This window comes from Flavobacterium sp. RHBU_24 (assembly GCF_046613695.1).
GTDB lineage: Bacteria > Bacteroidota > Bacteroidia > Flavobacteriales > Flavobacteriaceae > Flavobacterium.
In genome coordinates this window covers 232,318-251,225 of record NZ_JBKJHD010000002.1, presented here as the reverse complement: position 1 = coordinate 251,225, position 18,908 = coordinate 232,318, and the positions used below count along the sequence as shown (strand labels likewise).

Annotated in this window: 18 protein-coding genes; 8 read left to right on the top strand and 10 right to left on the bottom strand. The window is 45.8% G+C overall.

Features of this window, described 5'->3' with window-relative positions; all coding sequences use genetic code 11:
• Nucleotides 1-3: 3 nt before the first annotated feature.
• The 5 genes from ACLI09_RS03570 to ACLI09_RS03550 all read right to left on the bottom strand — a co-directional run bounded on the left by ACLI09_RS03570 (nt 4) and on the right by ACLI09_RS03550 (nt 3,711).
• A complete protein-coding gene (locus ACLI09_RS03570) occupies nt 4-1,191 on the bottom strand; it encodes a pyridoxal phosphate-dependent aminotransferase (protein WP_411418214.1) in 1,188 nt (395 codons plus the stop codon).
• A 37-nt stretch (nt 1,192-1,228) separates the two neighbouring features.
• On the bottom strand, nt 1,229-1,510 hold the full coding sequence (locus ACLI09_RS03565) for a hypothetical protein (RefSeq protein WP_411418213.1): 282 nt from the start codon (nt 1,508-1,510) through the stop codon (nt 1,229-1,231).
• Between the two features lie 178 nt (nt 1,511-1,688).
• Nucleotides 1,689-2,069, bottom strand: a complete 381-nt coding sequence (locus ACLI09_RS03560; RefSeq protein WP_411418212.1) for a hypothetical protein — start codon at nt 2,067-2,069, stop codon at nt 1,689-1,691.
• A 12-nt stretch (nt 2,070-2,081) separates the two neighbouring features.
• A complete protein-coding gene (locus ACLI09_RS03555; RefSeq protein ID WP_411418211.1) occupies nt 2,082-2,609 on the bottom strand; it encodes a hypothetical protein in 528 nt (175 codons plus the stop codon).
• Nucleotides 2,610-2,616: 7 nt separating this feature from the next.
• A complete protein-coding gene (locus tag ACLI09_RS03550; RefSeq protein WP_411418210.1) occupies nt 2,617-3,711 on the bottom strand; it encodes a fatty acid desaturase family protein in 1,095 nt (364 codons plus the stop codon).
• A gap of 108 nt (nt 3,712-3,819) precedes the next feature.
• Between ACLI09_RS03550 and rsmG the strand changes: the two genes are divergently transcribed.
• Nucleotides 3,820-4,449: a 16S rRNA (guanine(527)-N(7))-methyltransferase RsmG gene (gene rsmG, locus ACLI09_RS03545; protein WP_411418209.1), complete on the top strand. Its 630-nt coding sequence runs from the start codon at nt 3,820-3,822 to the stop codon at nt 4,447-4,449.
• A 138-nt stretch (nt 4,450-4,587) separates the two neighbouring features.
• Here rsmG and ACLI09_RS03540 read toward each other — a convergent pair whose 3' ends face one another.
• Together ACLI09_RS03540 and ACLI09_RS03535 are read right to left on the bottom strand one after the other, a co-directional pair.
• Nucleotides 4,588-5,283 carry an SDR family NAD(P)-dependent oxidoreductase gene (locus ACLI09_RS03540; protein ID WP_411418208.1) on the bottom strand — a complete coding sequence of 232 codons (696 nt, stop codon included), beginning with the start codon at nt 5,281-5,283 and terminating at the stop codon, nt 4,588-4,590.
• Nucleotides 5,283-5,585: a TIGR03643 family protein gene (locus ACLI09_RS03535; RefSeq protein ID WP_411418207.1), complete on the bottom strand. Its 303-nt coding sequence runs from the start codon at nt 5,583-5,585 to the stop codon at nt 5,283-5,285. The genes ACLI09_RS03540 and ACLI09_RS03535 overlap by 1 nt, the downstream gene beginning before the upstream one ends.
• Before the next feature lie 234 nt (nt 5,586-5,819).
• Here ACLI09_RS03535 and hpt point away from each other — a divergent pair, with 234 nt between their 5' ends.
• The 6 genes from hpt (at nt 5,820) to ACLI09_RS03505 (ending at nt 13,547) form a co-directional block, all read left to right on the top strand.
• Nucleotides 5,820-6,347, top strand: coding sequence for a hypoxanthine phosphoribosyltransferase (hpt, locus tag ACLI09_RS03530; protein ID WP_411418395.1), 528 nt, complete (start codon nt 5,820-5,822; stop codon nt 6,345-6,347).
• 29 nt (nt 6,348-6,376) lie between these two features.
• Complete coding sequence (locus ACLI09_RS03525) at nt 6,377-6,952, top strand: adenylate kinase (protein ID WP_411418206.1); 576 nt, start codon at nt 6,377-6,379, stop codon at nt 6,950-6,952.
• A gap of 11 nt (nt 6,953-6,963) precedes the next feature.
• Nucleotides 6,964-8,241 (top strand): hemolysin family protein, encoded by a 1,278-nt coding sequence (locus ACLI09_RS03520; protein WP_411418205.1) that lies wholly within the window; start codon nt 6,964-6,966, stop codon nt 8,239-8,241.
• A gap of 271 nt (nt 8,242-8,512) precedes the next feature.
• Nucleotides 8,513-10,369, top strand: coding sequence for a T9SS type A sorting domain-containing protein (locus ACLI09_RS03515; protein ID WP_411418204.1), 1,857 nt, complete (start codon nt 8,513-8,515; stop codon nt 10,367-10,369).
• 76 nt (nt 10,370-10,445) lie between these two features.
• Nucleotides 10,446-11,369 (top strand): alpha/beta hydrolase, encoded by a 924-nt coding sequence (locus ACLI09_RS03510; RefSeq protein WP_411418203.1) that lies wholly within the window; start codon nt 10,446-10,448, stop codon nt 11,367-11,369.
• Nucleotides 11,370-11,435: 66 nt separating this feature from the next.
• Nucleotides 11,436-13,547: a TonB-dependent receptor gene (locus tag ACLI09_RS03505; RefSeq protein WP_411418202.1), complete on the top strand. Its 2,112-nt coding sequence runs from the start codon at nt 11,436-11,438 to the stop codon at nt 13,545-13,547.
• Nucleotides 13,548-14,141: 594 nt separating this feature from the next.
• On the opposite strand, the gene ACLI09_RS03500 is transcribed toward ACLI09_RS03505, so the two are convergent.
• On the bottom strand, nt 14,142-15,443 hold the full coding sequence (locus tag ACLI09_RS03500; protein WP_411418201.1) for an MFS transporter: 1,302 nt from the start codon (nt 15,441-15,443) through the stop codon (nt 14,142-14,144).
• A 120-nt stretch (nt 15,444-15,563) separates the two neighbouring features.
• A complete protein-coding gene (locus tag ACLI09_RS03495; protein WP_411418200.1) occupies nt 15,564-16,454 on the bottom strand; it encodes a winged helix-turn-helix domain-containing protein in 891 nt (296 codons plus the stop codon).
• Nucleotides 16,455-16,672: 218 nt separating this feature from the next.
• Between ACLI09_RS03495 and ACLI09_RS03490 the strand changes: the two genes are divergently transcribed.
• On the top strand, nt 16,673-17,224 hold the full coding sequence (locus ACLI09_RS03490) for a YceI family protein (RefSeq protein WP_411418199.1): 552 nt from the start codon (nt 16,673-16,675) through the stop codon (nt 17,222-17,224).
• 150 nt (nt 17,225-17,374) lie between these two features.
• Here ACLI09_RS03490 and ACLI09_RS03485 read toward each other — a convergent pair whose 3' ends face one another.
• Nucleotides 17,375-18,838 carry a glycoside hydrolase family 130 protein gene (locus tag ACLI09_RS03485; protein ID WP_411418198.1) on the bottom strand — a complete coding sequence of 488 codons (1,464 nt, stop codon included), beginning with the start codon at nt 18,836-18,838 and terminating at the stop codon, nt 17,375-17,377.
• Nucleotides 18,839-18,908 lie beyond the last annotated feature (70 nt).

Sequence of the window (18,908 nt, the reverse complement as noted above, 5' to 3'; positions counted from 1 at the left end):
AGCTTATTCAGTAACGGCGGCTTTAATACGCCTCATGGCCTCTACAAGCTGGTCGTCGCTGGTGGCATACGAAAAGCGGATGCAGTTAGGGTTGCCAAAGGCATCTCCGGTAACGGTAGCTACAGTAGCGTGCTCAAGCAGGAACATACTAAAGTCGTCGGCATTTTTAATTTCCATCCCCTTTAGCGTTTTGCCAAAGTAGTACGAAACGTCCGGGAACAGGTAAAAAGCACCTTCAGGCACGTTTATCTTAAAGCCCGGGATATCTTTTACAAGACCTACCACAAGGTCGCGGCGGCGGTGAAACGCGTCTACCATGCCTTTAAGCACGCTTGGGTCGGCCTGTAGCGCGGTTATGGTAGCACGCTGGGCAATACTGTTTGCACCACTGGTTACCTGGCCCTGCATTTTAGTACAGGCCTTGGCAATAAACTCCGGCCCGCCTATATAGCCTATCCTCCAGCCGGTCATGGCAAACGCCTTAGCCACACCGTTTACGGTAATGGTACGGTCGTACATGCCCGGTATGGTGGCGATGCTGCAAAAATTGCCCGTAAAGTTAATATGCTCGTATATTTCGTCGGAAATGATATAAATGTCAGGGTGTTTTTCAAGCACCTTAGCAAGCGCCTCAAGCTCGGCACGGCTGTATACAGATCCGCTTGGGTTACATGGCGAGCTGAACATTATTACCTTGGTTTTTGGGGTAATGGCGGCTTCCAATTGCTCCGGCGTGATTTTAAAATCGCTCTCTACTGAAGTAGGCACCTCAACCGGAATGGCCTCAGCCATCTTGGCCATTTCGGCATAGCTTACCCAGTAGGGCGCGGGCAAAAGGCACTCATCGCCGGGGTTAAGCAGCACCTGGCACAGGTTGTACAGCGACTGCTTGGCACCGGTAGATACCACAATTTGCGATGGCTTATATCCCAGGCCGTTATCACGCTTAAACTTAAGCGCTACGGCATCTTTAAGTTCGGCATAACCATCTACCGGTGGGTAGGCACTGTAGTTGTCGTTTATGGCCTGTATGGCAGCTTCCTTAATAAAATCGGGTGTATTAAAATCGGGTTCACCAAGGCTAAGGCTTATAATGTCTAACCCCTGGGCTTTTAGTTCCCTTGCTTTTGCGGCCATCGCCAGTGTTTGCGATGTAGATAAGTTGTTGATCCTGTCTGAAAGCGCGTTCATCTTATGTAAATTGTGTGTTATATTGTGTTTCTGTAAATCAGTGTTTAATACCTTTTATCCAGGTATTTATATCATAGCCAAAATTAATAAACAATACCAGTTCTGCAACCTGCATTGCTATAAGCGCCAGTACTATAGCTGACGCGCTTCCTTTTTTAGCAAAATGCATGTACATACTTACGGCCAGCATCTGTAGTATCCCTGCTATTACATTCATTGCCATAATGGCCATATCTCCACCGGAAACCCCTGCATAGCTGTAAAATATAAAGGCAAAGATAACTATTGAAAGCAAACAATTAAGTATAATGTACTTCATTGCAGTGGTTTTATATCATTTTCTGAGGTATTGCTATACTTCATCACAACAACCGTTGTGCATGTTATAAAAAAACCTATCAATACGCCGTAAATTAAAGTTGTAAACAGCGGCGTAAAAGGCTGGGACATTGACCAGCTTGATGGCAAATAATCCCTGTGCAGGCTGGTAACAATAATTACAAACCGCTCAAAAAGCCAGCCGGTATTGATAAGGAATGCAACAAGGAAAATGGCCCGGCCTTTTTTTTTATTTTCTTGAATAGCAGTACAAACGGGAGTATACAGGACAGCAATATAAGCAGCCAAAATGCAAGCGCATAGGGGCCGGTAGCGCGGTTACTCATAGCCATTTCATCGGCAGTAACTGCAATTATAATCCAGCTTAAAATACTTAATCCCCCGCTGCTGATAATAAGCCAGCGGATAACTTCTTTAGAAATGGGATAGGCTTCTTTCGCGAAAAAATAAGAATACAATTTTACGGCAAGCAGACTGATAAACAGGTTGTGGATAACCGTTACCTCATAGAGTTTTATCATTTCTGCTACTGTTTCCATAGGTTGGCATTGCTAAAAATTGTCTTTTTTTTTGCGGTACTTCGTTACAAGAATACTTATGCCTGTTATAAAAATGGGCAGTAAAATGCCGTACCTAAACAAGCCTATTAAAGGCATAAGGGTCAGCCCCATCATCCAGCCGTTACCGCTCATGTTCATAAACGCCAGCCATTCTATATGCCTTCCCAAATTTACGAACAGCGCAATGAGCAATATTGCCCAGCCATTATGTTTTACTTTATTAAGTAATAGCGTAAGTGGCAGGACACAGGAAAAAAATACCAGCAACCAGAATCCTGCAGCATAAGGCCCTGTCGCCCGTTCCGAGAAAGGTTTTTCATCTACAATAATCGCGGCAATCCAGCTTAGTATACTTATAACTGCATATCCAATAATCAGCCAGCGGATAATTTGTTTAGAAACCGGGTAGGCATCTTTGGCAAAAAACCTCGAAAATAATTTTACAAACAGCAGGCTGATAAACAGGTTATCTATAACTGCTACCCAGCAGAACGTTATTATTTCATCTATAATATCCATTCAGCACCTACGCCATTTCCGGCTTCATCCCAAGTTCTTTGAGATGCTTAAAGTGCGCAGCAATAGCACCACGCATGGTGCGGAACTCATGGTACGGCAGGTTGTGCTCCTTAGCCGTTTGCTTTACAATTTCGGCTATCTTTTTATAATGCACATGGCTTATGTTGGGGAAAATGTGGTGCTCTATCTGGTAGTTTAGACCACCTGTAAACCAGTTTACAAATCGGTTTTTAGGGGCAAAATTGGCTGTGGTATACAGTTGGTGTATGGCCCAGGTATTTTCCATTTCGCCCATCTCGTTAGGCAGCGGGTTGTCGGTCTCCTCTACAATATGCGCCAGCTGAAATACAATGCTTAGTATTAGCCCCGCTACATAATGCATTACAAAAAAGCCTATGAGCACCTTCCACCACGCGATACCTATGATAATGGGCAATGCTATCCAGATGGCTACGTATATTATTTTAGTAATTACTAAAATGGTCCATTGCTTTACCGGGCTCTGGAATTTTCCATACGCCAGGCCGCGTTTTATGTAGCGGCGCATCTGCTTTATGTCGGTAGTAAGGGCCCAGTTAAATGTAAGCAACCCGTACAGGAATACCGAATAGTAGTGCTGAAACTTGTGTATCTTCATCCACTGCGCCGACTTAGAAAAGCGGATAATGCGCCCGGCCTCGAGGTCTTCGTCATGCCCGTGTATGTTAGTATAGGTATGGTGCAGCACATTGTGCTGTATCTGCCAGTTGTTTACATTGCCGGCCAGCAGGTACATGCTGCCGCCCATTATCTTATTAAGCCAGCTTTTGCCACTATACGACCCGTGGTTTGCATCGTGCATTACATTCATGCCTATGCCGGCCATGCCAACCCCCATGGTAATAGTAAGCAGCAGCTGCGCCCACCAGGGCATATCGAGTGTAAGGAGTATAAAATAAGGCGCCAGGTAAAGCGAAAACATTACGGCCGTTTTAAGGTGCAGTTTCCAGTTGCCTGTTTTTTTAAGGTTATTGTCTTTAAAATAATCGTTTACACGCTTTGTTAGCGTACGGAAAAACTTCACGGAATCGTGCTTTGAGAAAATGGGCTGGGTTACGTTCATGCTGATAACAAAATAGATTTCAAAGGTACTTATTAAAGCGCAGGCAAACCTAAATATTGAGCCAAAATTTCAGTACAGAAATGCTTACTTTTGTCAAAAATATAAAATATGAAGGAAATTGTCAACTATTTCCCAAACCTTACCGACACGCAGACTGAGCAGTTTAGCCGACTTGAAGGGCTGTATAAAGAATGGAATGCCAGGATAAACGTAATTTCCCGCAAGGATATCGACGAGCTGTATACGCGCCATGTGCTGCACTCGCTGGGTATTGCAAAAGTAATGCCGTTTAATCCCGGTGCCAGTGTGCTCGATGTGGGTACGGGCGGCGGTTTCCCCGGCATACCGCTGGCAATATTGTTCCCCGAAACTAACTTTTACCTGGTAGATGTTATCGCTAAAAAAATAAAAGTAGTAAAGGAGGTGGCACAGGCGCTGGGCCTTACCAACGTGCGCGCTGCCCAGAAACGTGCCGAAACCATTGATGAAGAATTTGATTTTATAGTAAGCCGTGCCGTAACCAATATGCCCGACTTTGTAAAATGGGTGCGCGGCAAGGTAAAAAAAGCCCAAAACCATGAATTGCCAAACGGCATCCTATACCTTAAGGGCGGTGACCTTAGCGAGGAACTTTCAGTATTCCAAAAGGTTACGCTTTTTAATTTATCGGATTATTTTGAAGATGAGTTTTTTGAAACCAAAAAGGTGGTGCACCTTGCGATGAAGTATAAGGTGTAGTTTTTGTTGATGCATTGATTTGTTTATTGATGTGGAACGCGGATGACGCGGATTTTGCACTGATTTTTACAGGAGCAAAGCTATTCCCCTCTTGAGGGGTGCCCGCAGGTCGGGGTGGTTGTATTTATAATCATATATCTACAATACCCGTACCGCCCCCATGCCGCCATCTACGGCAAGTACCTGGCCGGTAACCCAGCCGGCCTCTTCACCCAGTAAAAAGCGTATGGCTCCTGCAAGGTCCTGTGTGGTACCTATATGCTTCAGCGGGTTGCGGTTTTTACCGGCTTCGGCTTTCTCTGCCGAACCCAGCAGTTTTTCGGCCAGGGGTGTATCAGTAAGCGACGGCGCTATACAGTTTACCCTTATTTTAGGGGCAAGCTCTGCCGCCAGCGACCGCGTTAAACCCTCAACCGCACCCTTTGCCATGGCTATCGACGCGTGAAACTGCATGCCTGTTGCCACCGCCACGGTGCTAAAAAACAGTATGGCCGGTGCATCGGCCAGTTTAAGGTTGGGTAAATACGCCTGTGAAAATGCCGCTGCCCCTAATGCATTGATAGAAAAATCGGCAACAAAGTCGGCTTCGCCAATGCGGTGAAACGGTTTCAGGTTTATAGTGCCGGGAAAGTAGGCAATACCGTTTACGGCCTCTTCAACTTTCGGGAAACTGTTAAAGGCGTAACTGTCTACTGTATAGAATTCGTCATACCCCATCACGTTTTCGCTACGCGATATGCCTATTACCTTGTGGCCCTGTGCTTTTAGAGCCTTCATGGCCTGCACCGCCATAGCCGATGCCGCCCCCGCAAAAATATAGGTACGCTGTGCCATTACCGTTTGCTTATTTTGTTAGATGATATGGTACGCTGCCTGTTGCATTTAAAACGGGTAATATCTGTACTGCGTTTTTTAGCATGCTTGGTGTGGCAGTGTTCTACACGGGTGCGCCACAGGGTGTAGCTGCTGAATTTAAGTGTTTTTTTCATCAGCGCCTTAACGGCATCTTCGGTAAGGCCAAACTGGTAGTGTATGGCTTCAAAAGGGGTACGGTCTTCCCAGGCCATTTCTATAATACGGTCGGTATCAGCCTCAGTAAGGGTGGCTTTGGGTGCAATAACAGGTTCAGGTGCCATTGTGTAATGTTTTCGGGTTATACCATCAAAGTTAGGGCAAAACAGGATGTATTGTTAAGGGCACAGATAATTTAGGAGTTGTTTAATGGAGGCATGCACAATACATGTTGCAGCCCGCCCTTACAGGAAGGCAGGGTCCGTTCTTAAAAAAGTTACAAAATAAACCACTATTTATAAGCCGCTGTCTTACAATTAGTATATTTGCAGGGTATATCAATTTACATTTCCCTTAAAGTGATACAGCTTCACGACAAACATTTTGTGCCGTTTATCCCCGCTGCCGATATTGATGCCGCCCTGGCACGCATGGCAAAACAGGTACAGCAGGATATGGCCGGCGAAACACCCGTGTTTATCGGCGTGCTTAACGGTGCCTTTATGGTGGTATCTGATTTTGTAAAGCACTACACCGCAAACTGTGAGGTAAGCTTTGTAAAGGTGGCCAGCTATGAGGGCACGGGCAGCACAGGCCAGGTTAAACAGCTTATAGGCCTTGGGCAGAGCTTAGCGGGCCGCAGCGTAGTGGTAATAGAAGACATAGTAGATACAGGCCACACCATTGAAACCCTAAAAGAAATGTTTGAAGGCCAAAATGTAAAGCAGCTTAAAATAGCCACGCTTTTCTTTAAGCCCGAAGCCTATACTAAAAACATTACACTTGATTATATAGGCTTTGAGATTCCCAATAAATTTATTGTGGGCTACGGGCTCGACTATGACGGGCTGGGGCGCAACCTGCCCGAAATTTACCAATTACAGTAACATAACTAATTTTACATACTAACACAACGATGATTAATATTGTACTTTTCGGGAAACCGGGGGCAGGCAAAGGCACCCAGGCCGAGTTTTTAAAGACAAAATACAATTTAAAGCACATTTCTACAGGCGACCTCTTCAGGTACCACAAAAGCAATAATACCGAGCTGGGCCAGCTTGCACAGTCGTATTCAGACAAAGGCTACCTGGTGCCCGATGATGTTACCATTAAAATGCTGCAGGATGAAGTGGAAAGAAACCCCGATACAAACGGGTTCCTGTTTGACGGCTTTCCGCGCACAATAGCGCAGGCTGAAGCGCTGGACGCGTTTCTTGAGTCTAAAAGCTGGAGTGTAACCGCCACTGTAGCCCTTGAAGCAAATGATGAAATACTTGTAGCGCGCCTGCTGGAGCGTGGCAAAACCAGTGGCCGTGCCGACGACCAGGACGAAGCCCTGATACGCAAGCGCTACCAGGAATATAATGAAAAGACCGCACCCCTGGCTGACTACTATAAGCAGCAGCAAAAATTTTATGAGGTAGACGGCATAGGGTCTGTAGAGGAAGTAACCGAGAGGTTAAGCCTTGTTATAGACAAGTTTAACTAAATAACCACCCATTGGAAATAGCCATAATATTTTTCCTGATTATCCTTAACGGCGTGTTCTCGATGAGCGAGATAGCACTGATATCCGCACGGAAGAACCGCCTTGAAACCGCCGCCAAAAAAGGCAACACCAGTGCGCAAACGGCGCTGGACCTGGCTAACGCGCCAAACAAATTTTTAAGTACGGTACAGATAGGCATTACGCTCATCGGCATACTAACCGGTATTTATTCCGGCGATAAAATTACCGATGACGTACGCGCTTTTGTAGAAAGCATAGCCGTGCTTAAGCCCTACGCGCCTAACATTGCCGTGGGCATTGTGGTAGTGGTGCTTACATTCTTCTCGCTGGTGCTGGGCGAGTTATTGCCAAAACGCATAGGCCTTACCTACCCCGAAAGCATTGCAAAGCTGGTAGCCGTACCCATGAAGTACATCAGCATCATCACCGCGCCGTTTATCTGGCTGCTTACCACCAGCACCGATGCGCTGATGAAAATTTTTAAAATACGCCCTACGGCAGACGGCAAGGTAACCGAAGAAGAAATTAAGGCCATTATTAAAGAAGGTACCGAAGGCGGCGAAGTGCAGGAAATAGAACATGATATTATGGAGCGCGTGTTCCACATTGGCGACCGTAAGGTAAACTCGCTCATGACGCACCGAAAATCAGTAAGCTACCTGAGCACAGAGTTTAATAAAGACAAGATACGCGAGGTAATGCTCGAAGAGCTGCACTCGGTATACCCGGTATGCGAGGGCAACAACCTTGACGATGTAATGGGCGTAGTACAGCTTAAGGACATTTTTGCCCAGTATGAAAAAGCCGACTTTAGCCTTAAGGATATTATTAAAGATTCGGTGTACCTGATAGAGCATACTTCGGCCTATAAGGCGCTGGAGATTTTCAAGAAAACAAAGGTGCATTATGCGCTGGTTACCGATGAGTATGGCGTGTTCCAGGGCATCATCACGCTAAACGACATACTGGAGGCACTGGTGGGCGACGCATCTGACTTTTATGAAGACGAGTTCCAGCTTACGGCGCTTGACGACGGCACCTGGATGGTAGACGGGCACTACCCGCTGCACGATTTCCTTACGTATTTTGACCTTGACGACCTGATTCCGGAATACGAGGTTACCACCGTAAGCGGCCTGATCATGACCGAGCTGAGCTACATCCCTAAGGAGGGCGAAAAGCTGGCCTGGAACCTCTATGAACTTGAAGTGCTTAAAATGGAGGGCGTGAAGATTGATAAGGTAAAGGTGAAGAGTATAAAAGAGTAATCAGTAATCAGTGGTCAGTAGCAGTTTGCAGTTTGCAGTTTTTCATCCTGAACACACGAGGTTCCGTTTCGAATGCAGTGGTAAAAACGCGAAGCAATTGAGAAATCATTACATTTAAAAATAACTAAAAATCGCCGGAACATTTTCCGGCGATTTTGTTTTAAAAACAATCACAAAGTTAAAAAGCCGTAAATAAAAAAACAGCGCTGTAGTGGAGGCTATCAAATTGTTTTTCATTATTTTTAGGCTGCAACTAACTTAATAAATTACTATGAAAAAACTATTACCATGCACTTTATTGCTCTTAGCCCTTAGTGCAACCGCCCAGGAGTATGAATGGCAGTGGGCAAAACGTGGTGGTGGCACTCAAAACGCGGCAGGCGAAAACAGTGGTTTCGACTTTAACAGCGAGCATATTGTAGATATTGTTGTGGATGCCGATAATAATTATTACTACATGGCTTTTATGACCCAAAATAGTACTGAGTATGACGGCACACCGGTAACCGTTTATAATTCAGAAAGTTCTTCTTCCGGCAATACTGATATAGTACTGTTATCAACCGACTGCGAAGGTACTCTGCGCTGGACGCAAACCATAGGCGGAGGAGCACAGGACTATGCTTATAAAATAGCCCTGGATAACAACGGCGGATTGTATATAGGCGCAAACGTGCTAAATATTTCCGGTCCAGATCAGCCCTACCTGCCACCCCATTTTAGCCCCACCGATGCCATGCCCGTGTTAGGGCCTATTACCGGGGAGCCACAGGAAGGCTATAAAACCGCAGCTTTGTTAAAATACAATACAAGCGACGGCAGCCTCGCATGGCGTGTAATGCCCCAGGGAGATGTAACAATTGATTTGAGATATGCAGAAATGCATGAGGTTATAGTAGATTCAGACGGAACGCTGCACACCCTTATTGGTTTTAAGGAAGGTACACACCTTAATGGGCAGCTTACGGTGCCTGCTGTAGCAAACAGCTTAAAGTATTATATTGTTAAGTACAATAGTGATGGCGACGTACTAAACGTATTGCCGCTTTCAATGGGGGGCAGCCTATATCTTGAGCATACTGACTTTAGTTATGATGAAGTGTTACAGCGCTATTATTTGGCCGGATACAGGTCTAACGGCGATATATACGACCTTCTTCCCTTTTCTAACAACGGCATACCCTTTACGGAGCAGGCATTTATTTTAGCAATAAGCAACACCGGAGATGAGGTGTGGCGCAGGGAAGTTTCGTCTCTTTCTGATATTCAGGATAACCGGATTATTTCGCTTGAAGTTGATGATGATTCAAATTTATATATTACAGGCAAGTTTTTTACAGACGGGCAGGGTATAAGTATGGGAACGTATCAATTTCCGTTAAATGTGGTGGGGAATATAAATTATACAGCAAAATTAAATGCTGATGGCCAAGTACAATGGCTTACCGTTCCTACGGCATATTCAGAGCTCTCCAATCCTAATTTTTGGTCGGGCAGCCACTTTTCTTATGATATTGTTATTAATGGCAATGAGCTTGCCGTAGCCACGCAGGTAACTGACGAAATTTGGGGTTCGGTTACAATTGAAAGGCCGTTTGGGCATTTGTCTGAACCTGCCTTATTGCATATAAATAAAAATACAGGAACAGTTTTGGCTGTGCATGATATTATGACCTCACCGGGAACGAGGGATGGCTTAACTGCCGTTGCCCTTGATAACGACGGCAACTACATTACCGGCGGCTTTTTCTATAACGACCTTTTTACCCTGCCCGATGATAATGTGCCCACTCTTACTAAGGTGTCCGGGGTGCAAAGCTATACCGATTTTTTTATTGCAAAGCTGGCTTCAGGCTCCTGTGGTTCGGGTACATCCGGGGTTGAAGGCCATAGTTTAAATAATATAAAAATTTATCCTAACCCATCAAAAGGGTTAATCAATATAGCTTCGGGTGAAACACTTAAATACTATGCGTTGGTTAATCTTTTAGGACAGGTATTGCTTTCCGGCGCATTGCAACCATCACAAAATACCATTTCGATAGAAAGCCTGAGCGCGGGTACCTATATTTTGAACATAAGTACTGTAAGCGGCAACGTTATGAACCGTAAGATTATTAAAGAATAAGACTCAAATCTTCACCGTAATCCCCATTCGCATCCTGAAAATGCTAAATTTGTAGCTATACAAATTATCATTACCTATGCTACATTTAACCTCATTTAAAAAACCGGCGTCATGCCTCCTGCTTTTATTTACCATGCACACCGCTTTTGCCCAGCAAAACGAGGCCCTGCCGCTCTATAAAACGGTGCCTAACAGCAAGCCCACCCCTGCTACCTATAAAGAAACCGTTGATGCGCGTTCGGGCATACGTAATGTAAGCCAGCCTACCCTACTGCCCTTCTTCCCCGAAAAAGGCAAGGCAAACGGCACGGCCATAGTAATATGCCCCGGAGGCGGCTATGCCATGCTGGCCTTTGGGCATGAGGGTGTAGATGTCGCAAAAAAGTTTGCCGAAAACGGCATTACCGCCTTTGTACTAAAATACCGACTGCCCAGCGACCAAATAATGAAAGACCGTTCTATAGCCCCGTTGCAGGATGCCCAGCGTGCGCTGCAAATGGTGCGCGAAAATGCCGCCAAATGGAATATAGACCCCACTAAGGTGGGCATTATGGGCTTTTCTGCCGGAGGGCACCTGGCATCTACCGCTACTACGCATTTTGATAAGCCTGTAATAGACGTTAAACCCGGCGAGAGCGTGCGGCCTGATTTTTCTATGCTTATTTACCCGGTTATCAGTATGGGGCAATATACGCACCAAAGTTCTAAAGAGTTCCTTATAGGCAAAGACGCCCCGGCAGAGAAAGTAAAACTGTATAGTAACGAGTTTCAGGTAACGGCAAATACGCCCCCGGTTTTCTTAGTACACGCGCAGGACGATGGGCTGGTGCCGGCACAAAACAGCATGCTGTTTTATGATGCCCTGATTAACAATAAGGTTAAGGGTGCATTATATATGTACCAGGCAGGCGGGCATGGCTTTGGCATGAACAACAGGACCACAACTGATGCCTGGTTTGAGAACGGACTCGACTGGCTTAAGCTGAACAAGTTTTTGTAGGCTGATTTTACTGTATACGCCTGCAAGGTTTAAAAACCAAGCAGGCGTAAAACCCAAACCAAAAGCATGCTAAAAAAAATTATTTCCCCATTATTTGCATTTTACACCGTCATTGCATTCGCCCAGCAGCCGCCACAAAAAGCAACCGACAGCATTATCATTGAACCGGCTATTACCGCAACCCGCTTAAGCGAAATTTCCATCAGCAGCCTGCACATAAATGACAGCCTGCTAAAAGCCCCCGCTGCAATAAGCATCCTTACACCCGGGCAGATACAGCGCAACGACAACACTAATATCGCCACCATACTCAACACACTGCCCGGCGTGCAGATGCAGAGCGGCGCTATCAATACCAACCGTATTTCCATTCGCGGCATTGGCGCAAGGACTACATATGGCACCAATAAGATACGTGCTTTTTACGGCAGCATCCCCCTTACCACCGGCGACAGCGAAACCACCATTGAGGATATCGATATGGAAGTCATCGGTAAAATGGAAGTGATAAAAGGCCCGCTCAGCAGCCTCTACGGTGCGGGGCTTGGCGGCGCGATATTAATTGACCCACAATATGCCACCGACCCGGGCAGCAAGGCAAAGGTAAGTGCCACGGCGGGTTCGTTTGGGATGCTTAAAAACACGGTCAACTATGGCTATAACACTAAAAGCGGAAGCCTTAACGTAAACTACCACAAGCTGCAAAACGACGGCTGGCGGGCTAACAGCAGCTATTACCGTGAGGGCGTTACCCTGGCAGGCGACGCTTTCCGTAAAGAAAACAGCAGGCTTACCTACTTTGGCAACTATACCTACATGAAGGCTTATATACCCAGCTCGGTTAACAGGGAAACGTTTTTAAACAACCCTAAGGCAGCGGCACCTACCTGGGCGGCGAGCAAGGGCTACGAGCAATACCACACTTATATGGGCGGCCTGGCCTACGACTGGCAGCTTGCCCCGTGGCTAAAAAACAGTACCTCGGTTTTTGTAAATACAAAAAAGAACTATGAGCCGCGCCCGTTTGACATCCTGAGCCAAAACAGCACCGGCTACGGCGGGCGCACCCAGTTTAACGGGAATACCAAAATAGGCAGCATCAACACCCAGTTTATTGCCGGGGCCGAATATTTTAAAGATGGCTACGACGGCGGTACGTTTGAAAACAACTACCAGGAAAATAACGGCAACGGCACCCTTCAGGGCAATCGCCTCACGGCCAATGAGCAAAAGCGCGATTTTGTCAATGCCTTTGCGCAATTGCGTTTAGAACTTACCCAAAAATTAGAATTCCAGGGTGGGGTAAATTATAATAAGACGAATTTTGAGTTGGATAACACGTTTCCGGCAGATGCTGCTTCGTCAGAGAAATACAGTTATGATGGTATCTGGGCACCCCAGGCATCGCTGTTATTTAAGCCGGCCGAAACCGCAACGGTATACGCGTCCATAAGCAAAGGCTTTTCGCTGCCCGCCATCGAAGAAACCCTTACCGCAGATGGCACCATAAACCCCAACATAAAACCCGAGAACGGCTATAATATAGAGGTGGGTGCCAAAGCCTACGCCTTTAATAAAAAATTATATACCGATGTGGCACTGTACCGCATGCAAATTACCGACCTCCTGGTGGCACAGCGCGTGGGCGACGACCAGTATGTGGGTGTTAACGCGGGTAAAACGCTGCACATGGGCATAGAGGCCTCCGCAAGGTACGTGTGGGATATTAGCCCTAAGTGGGTACTTGTGCCCTACGCGGCAGCATCGGTTGGGCAATATGAGTTTAAGGAATTTATTAATAACGATGTAGATTATAGTGGCAACGACCTTACGGGTGTGCCTGCTACAAAGGTTAACGGCGGGCTTACACTCAGTATGCCGCTGCACCTGTATTGCAGCGCCGACTATTACTACACGGGCACCACCCCTATTAACGATGCCAATACGGTATATAATTCCAGCTATAATTTGCTCAATGCAAAAGCCGGCTGGAAGTACAATACCAAATTTGGCCTAAGCCTTACCATTGCGGCTGGCATTAACAATATAACAAACACGCGGTACGCCGGTATGGTACTGGTTAACGCCACAGGGGTAAACGGGGCGGCGCCGCGCTATTATTACCCGGGGCTTCCGGTAAATTACTATGGTAATGCGGGGGTAAGTTATTTGTTTTAAAACCATCACAATTATCCCCCGGTAACCGTGAGACAACAAAACATCTGATAATGAGAATTTGTGCCTAAAAAGCCATACTACGCCAAAAATAACGTTTTAATGACATAACGGTAAAGAAAACACCAACTATAACGTTGTAGGAACAACATCATATCTTTGAATTTTAACACAAAGTACAGTGTTTATCGCTTATTTTAAAGGAAATATTTTTGTGTTATAACAGTTTAAATAAAATATCCGCAAAAGTGGTTATGGTAGTAATAACAATTACAATAATGACTATTTTAGTAAAAGATTTAAATACCATTTTAAAGTTCGCTGAAAATAAGATTCAGGTCGCTGACAAAGTGAGGAACGGAGGGGAACGGGACTCAAACAACTGAAGCAGTGAAGTAAAATCTGAAGATAAGCTGAAAGAATGATAAAATGCAGACAAGCAACTTTCTTCTTTTTTAAAAGGCCACCTGTAAAGGGTGGCCTTTTTAATTGTATACAGTACTACCCTTTTCCCGATTAAAACAACCATATCTATCACCGTGTATTTTGAAAGCAAAAGGCAGCAATCAACAGGCTATTGTATGCGGTAAAATGATATTACCCTTTCTTAACATCGTCCGTACCGTGGTCGTCGTCAAAACCAAATTTACGCAACTGCGGCGCGGCAAAAAAGGTAACCGCAATTACCCCCAGCGTGAGGCAGCCACCAGCCACAACCGCGCGCACCGTACCCAGCCAGTGGGCCATAACGCCGCTTTCAAAATCGCCCAGCTCGTTACTGCTGCTTACAAAAATGGTATTTACCGATGCTACCCTGCCCCGCATGTGGTCCGGCGTTACAAGCTGTAGTATGGTACCCCGCACGACTACACTCACCGCATCAAACATACCGCTGAACAGCAGTGCCGCGAAACTCAGCATAAAATTTGTTGACAAACCAAATGTAATGATACAGAGGGCAAAACCGGTAACGGCTGCAAACAGTTTTTTGCCCGGATGTGTTTTAAGCGGCATAAACGCCAGTATGCCCAGCGTAATGAGTGCACCCACGCCCGGCGCCGAGCGCAGCAGGCCGAAGCCTACTTCGTCTACGTGCAGTATTTCTTTTTGGTATACCGGCAGCAGCGCTATGGCGCCACCAAAGAGTACCGAAAACATATCGAGCAGCTGCGCGCCTAACAAGGCAGGTGTTTTCAGCACAAAACGCAGCCCCTGGGAAAGGCTTTGTAATATGGGCTCCCGCGTTTCTTTTTTTATAACGGGCTTTGTCTTAATATATAAAATGGCAAACAGCAGCAGTATCATTATTACCACCACGGCAAGCATACCGGTAACCACGCCATCAAGCGCTATCATTATACCGGCGGCAAGCGGGCCCAGCACCGCGCCCAGTTGCAATGCCATACTGCCCCAGCTGGTACCGTTTGCATAGTTTTTACGTTCCACAATAAGCCCGAACAGCGAAAATACCGACGGCCCCATAAACGAGCGGATTACCCCGCCCACAAATACAAAAAAGTAAATGAGGTACAGCGTGGCATGCATGCCCAGCTTTTCAAAAGAAAAAGGCGTGGTGAGCGTAAAGAGCGCCACACCCAGTGCAATATAAGAGATAACGCAGGTAAGCACCATTTTGCGCTTTTCGGCAAGGTCTACATAATGGCCGGCAATGAGCGAGCAGCCCACTGCGGGTATTACCTCGGCAAGGCCCACAAAGCCCAGCGCCAGTTTATCGTTTGTAATGTTATATACCCAGTAAAATATTGTGGTAACCTGCATGCTCAGGGCAAAGAACAGCCCAAAGCGCAGGCATAGGTAGGCACGAAATTCTTTATTCTTTAAAACGGGATTCTTGGCGTAAAAGCCGGTTAGTTGTTCACCGGCCGGTTCATTCTCCATGTAAATGTAATTTTGGTGCAAAGATAAGGAAATGAGCCTCAGGTGGTCAGTGGACAGTGGTTAGTTTTTGCAATAAAATCAGTGTTCAGTTGCAGTAGGCACCAAATTTACAAATGCTGTTTACGCGCTGATTTCAAGCTTATAACCTTTGCCGCGTATCACCGCAATTTTAATATTCGGGTCAACCTCCAGTTTTTTCCTGAGTTTTGAGATGAATACATCCAGGCTACGGCCCACAATAACACCTTCATCTTCCCATATCTCCTTTTGCAGGCGGCTTCGTTCTACAGCCTGGTTAGGAGCCTGTGCAAAAATGAGCAGTACGCGCGTTTCGGTTGCGGTTAGGTCTGTTGAGTGTCCGTCGATGTCCAGTTTGCGGTTTTTAGCATCAAACACTACCGAGCCCAGGGTATAGATACCGGCAGGCCCGGCGGCAGGCACCGCTTTTTTAGGTTTGCGGTACCTAAAAACAATAAAACCTGCAAATGCTAACAAGGGCAGGCTGCCCAGCAGATATCCGGCCTCTGTATAAGTTATGCCGGCTTGTTTAAATGTAATATTAATCATATAACAAGCCCTGGGCTGCTCCCTGCCCAGGCACGCTACTATATCGTCTTTTTCATTTTTTGATATGGCGTAGCCATAAGCCACACTCGAGTCGGCACAGTTTAAAACATTAACTATATAATCATTTTCAAACGGGCTTTTGTCTAATAATCTACGGGTAGTTTTTACAAGGGAATCCGGCATGAAGGTAAAATCATCCTCAAAACGTATCTGGTATTTATTTTCGGCAATTTTTACGACCGGCAGCACCCTCGATGTACTGTCACCTGATTGTAAAAGCAGTTCGTGCCCCACCCTGCGGAGCAGGACCTCTCTCCGGCCACTGTCAAAATCGTTGCCGCCCATACTGTTAAATGCCAAGCAGCCTACAGAAATGAGAGTAAGTACTGCAATAATAATCAGGTACTTAATTTTTCCGGAAAAGAGCTTTTGGTTATTAAACATAGTATTTACGCTTTATTTACAAAGTTTACATTTTTATTTACAATCCCGGTATCTCCCGCCGGAAAATATCAAAGTAGCTTCGCTCATTTATAAATAGTATTAATCAATTTAATTTTTGTAGTATGAACAACAAGACATCAATTACGTATTTAATTTTAATCATTGTTAGCTGCATTTGTTGCGGTAAACCCTCGAAAGACGAAAGTAAAAACAACGCTTTGGCAGTCTTCTCAACGGATAAGGCCGCCAATGAAAAATACAGTATAGATACTAAAGGAAGTGTTATAACATGGAAAGGCGGTAACGTGGCCGGCTCTAACACCCACACAGGGTACATCTCTATATCAAAGGGAGCATTGACGGCTGAAAATGGCCAACTTGTGGGTGGCACGGCTGAAGTAGACATGAATACAATGAGCGATGAGAGCCACGACAGCGACAGCGGACTTATAAGCCACTTAAAAAATCCTGATTTTTTTGATGTTGAACGGTTTCCCTCTGCAAAAATAGTACTTACTAAAGTTGTACCGGCAAACAATGGAAACAGCAATGTTACAGGAAACCTAACCATTAAAGGCATAACACACCCGGTTACTTTTCCGGCTAAAATAGAAGTTAAAGTCGGCATCCTTACAATGAACGGCAAGCTGGTTATCGACAGGACACTATGGGATATAAATTATAAATCAGGAAAGTTACTTTATATCATTGCTGATGAAGCTATTTCAGATTCCATTGAATTTTATATAAAAATTGTAGCAAAGAAATAAACGCCTGAAGCTTCATTGTGTTTGATTGCATCGCTACTGCTACGAACCTTGTATTGGAGATAATACAAACAAGCCCGCACGCTTTAAACGTTACGGGCTTGTTTTATACAATATACGTCCATTGAAGCTGCTGCCTACTGCCACTGAACACTACCCCCCAGTCTTCAACCTGTCAAGCAGCGTTTGCAGTTTTACCGTGGCAAAGCCCGAGCTGTGGTCTGATAGTCCGTAAGGGATAATAAGGTCTTCGCCGTGGATGATAGAGCCGCAGCTGTACACCACATTAGGCACATAGCCCTCGCGCTCGTCGGGGTTTGGGATAATAAGCGGGTCTTTAAGGCGGCCTATTTCTATCGATGGGTCGTTTATATCAAGCAGTGAAGCCCCTATGCTGTAGCGGCGCATGCTGCCCACACTGTGGGTAATTATCAGCCAGCCGGCATCGGTTTCTATAGGGCTGCCGCAGTTGCCTATCTGCACAAACTCCCAAGGGAATTCCGGCGCCTGTATCTTAATAGGGTCATCCCATTCGTTAATGTTGTCGCTGTACATCAGGTAGTTGTTCCACCCGTCTATACGGCTCAGCATGGCAAACTTTCCGTTTATTTTACGCGGAAAGAGCGCCAGGTTCTTATTCTTTGCCCCGGCCCCGTTTAGCGGGCTGGTTTTAAATTCATAAAAGTCGTTAGTACGCAGCAGCTTGGGCATAATGTGCACACCATCATAAGCGGTATAGGTGGCGTAGTAGCTCTGTTTGCCGTTTTCATCGGTAAATTTTACAAAACGCGCATCTTCAATACCCTTGCTTTCAAAATCAGATATCGGGAAGATAACCCTGTCGCTAATATCGGTATCCTTACTAAAGGTAATGCGGCGGTAGCTGTCGCTCAGGGCCAGTATCAGGTTCAACTGGCGGTGGGTTTCGGGGTCGTCAATGGTTTCACGGGCCTCGTATACTATCTTTTTAAGCTGGTCATAATCAAAGCGGTCACCCAGCCCTTTGGTTACCATTTCGGTAAAGCGCTCGTCAATATCGGCTTCTTCGGCCTTTTTTAGGAACAGCCTTTTGTGGTACACCAGGTTGTGTATCTTCTCCGCTTCGTCTATATAATTACCTGCGGGTATTACGGTAATGTTGCAGGCGCGGTCTATCATTGCCCGGCGGAAAACCACCGAACTCACGTGCCCCTCGCCTACGGCCCTGAAGCTGATGATAACGCGCAGCTGGCCTTCCTCAAGGTTGCTCTGGTCAGGGTCTGGCACTATGCTTGGGTTAAAAAACGCGGCCGACTCTATAGAATACTCGTGTGTAAAGTACGACCCTATAAGCAGCCTGCAGTTTTCGTCGAGCTTTTCATAATCGTAGCCACTGGCAATAACATATTTTTTTACACGGTCGCTGTTGCGCAGCAATTTACGGGTAATGTTGCGGTGTCGCTTGCTAAAATCCTGCAATAAGGGAGATATCAGTGCAAAGGTTTCATCTTTATCCAGTGCCAGTATTTTCTTTACAAGCTCTATGGCGCGCTCCTCGCCATTAAAAAAGAAACGTGCTATTACACGTTTTGTGTCAGGTAATACTTTTACGGGTTTTCTCTCTACAGTTAATCTCATACCGGCCATATTTAAAATTGCGATTATTTCTTAAACTTAATCATGCCCTAAAATACGAATATAAACCCAT

Bases quoted from the DNA above. Each gene is read 5' to 3' on its own strand.
- ACLI09_RS03560 (WP_411418212.1), bottom strand. From the start codon at position 2,069: ATGGAAACAGTAGCAGAAATGATAAAACTCTATGAGGTAACGGTTATC.
- ACLI09_RS03540 (WP_411418208.1), bottom strand. From the start codon at position 5,283: ATGGCACAGCGTACCTATATTTTTGCGGGGGCGGCATCGGCTATGGCG.
- ACLI09_RS03515 (WP_411418204.1), top strand. From the start codon at position 8,513: ATGAAAAAACTATTACCATGCACTTTATTGCTCTTAGCCCTTAGTGCA.
- ACLI09_RS03510 (WP_411418203.1), top strand. From the start codon at position 10,446: ATGCTACATTTAACCTCATTTAAAAAACCGGCGTCATGCCTCCTGCTT.
- ACLI09_RS03525 (WP_411418206.1), top strand. From the start codon at position 6,377: ATGATTAATATTGTACTTTTCGGGAAACCGGGGGCAGGCAAAGGCACC.
- ACLI09_RS03535 (WP_411418207.1), bottom strand. From the start codon at position 5,585: ATGGCACCTGAACCTGTTATTGCACCCAAAGCCACCCTTACTGAGGCT.
- ACLI09_RS03570 (WP_411418214.1), bottom strand. From the start codon at position 1,191: ATGAACGCGCTTTCAGACAGGATCAACAACTTATCTACATCGCAAACA.
- ACLI09_RS03500 (WP_411418201.1), bottom strand. From the start codon at position 15,443: ATGGAGAATGAACCGGCCGGTGAACAACTAACCGGCTTTTACGCCAAG.
- ACLI09_RS03495 (WP_411418200.1), bottom strand. From the start codon at position 16,454: ATGTTTAATAACCAAAAGCTCTTTTCCGGAAAAATTAAGTACCTGATT.
- ACLI09_RS03565 (WP_411418213.1), bottom strand. From the start codon at position 1,510: ATGAAGTACATTATACTTAATTGTTTGCTTTCAATAGTTATCTTTGCC.
- ACLI09_RS03555 (WP_411418211.1), bottom strand. From the start codon at position 2,609: ATGGATATTATAGATGAAATAATAACGTTCTGCTGGGTAGCAGTTATA.
- ACLI09_RS03505 (WP_411418202.1), top strand. From the start codon at position 11,436: ATGCTAAAAAAAATTATTTCCCCATTATTTGCATTTTACACCGTCATT.
- rsmG (WP_411418209.1), top strand. From the start codon at position 3,820: ATGAAGGAAATTGTCAACTATTTCCCAAACCTTACCGACACGCAGACT.
- ACLI09_RS03550 (WP_411418210.1), bottom strand. From the start codon at position 3,711: ATGAACGTAACCCAGCCCATTTTCTCAAAGCACGATTCCGTGAAGTTT.
- ACLI09_RS03485 (WP_411418198.1), bottom strand. From the start codon at position 18,838: ATGAGATTAACTGTAGAGAGAAAACCCGTAAAAGTATTACCTGACACA.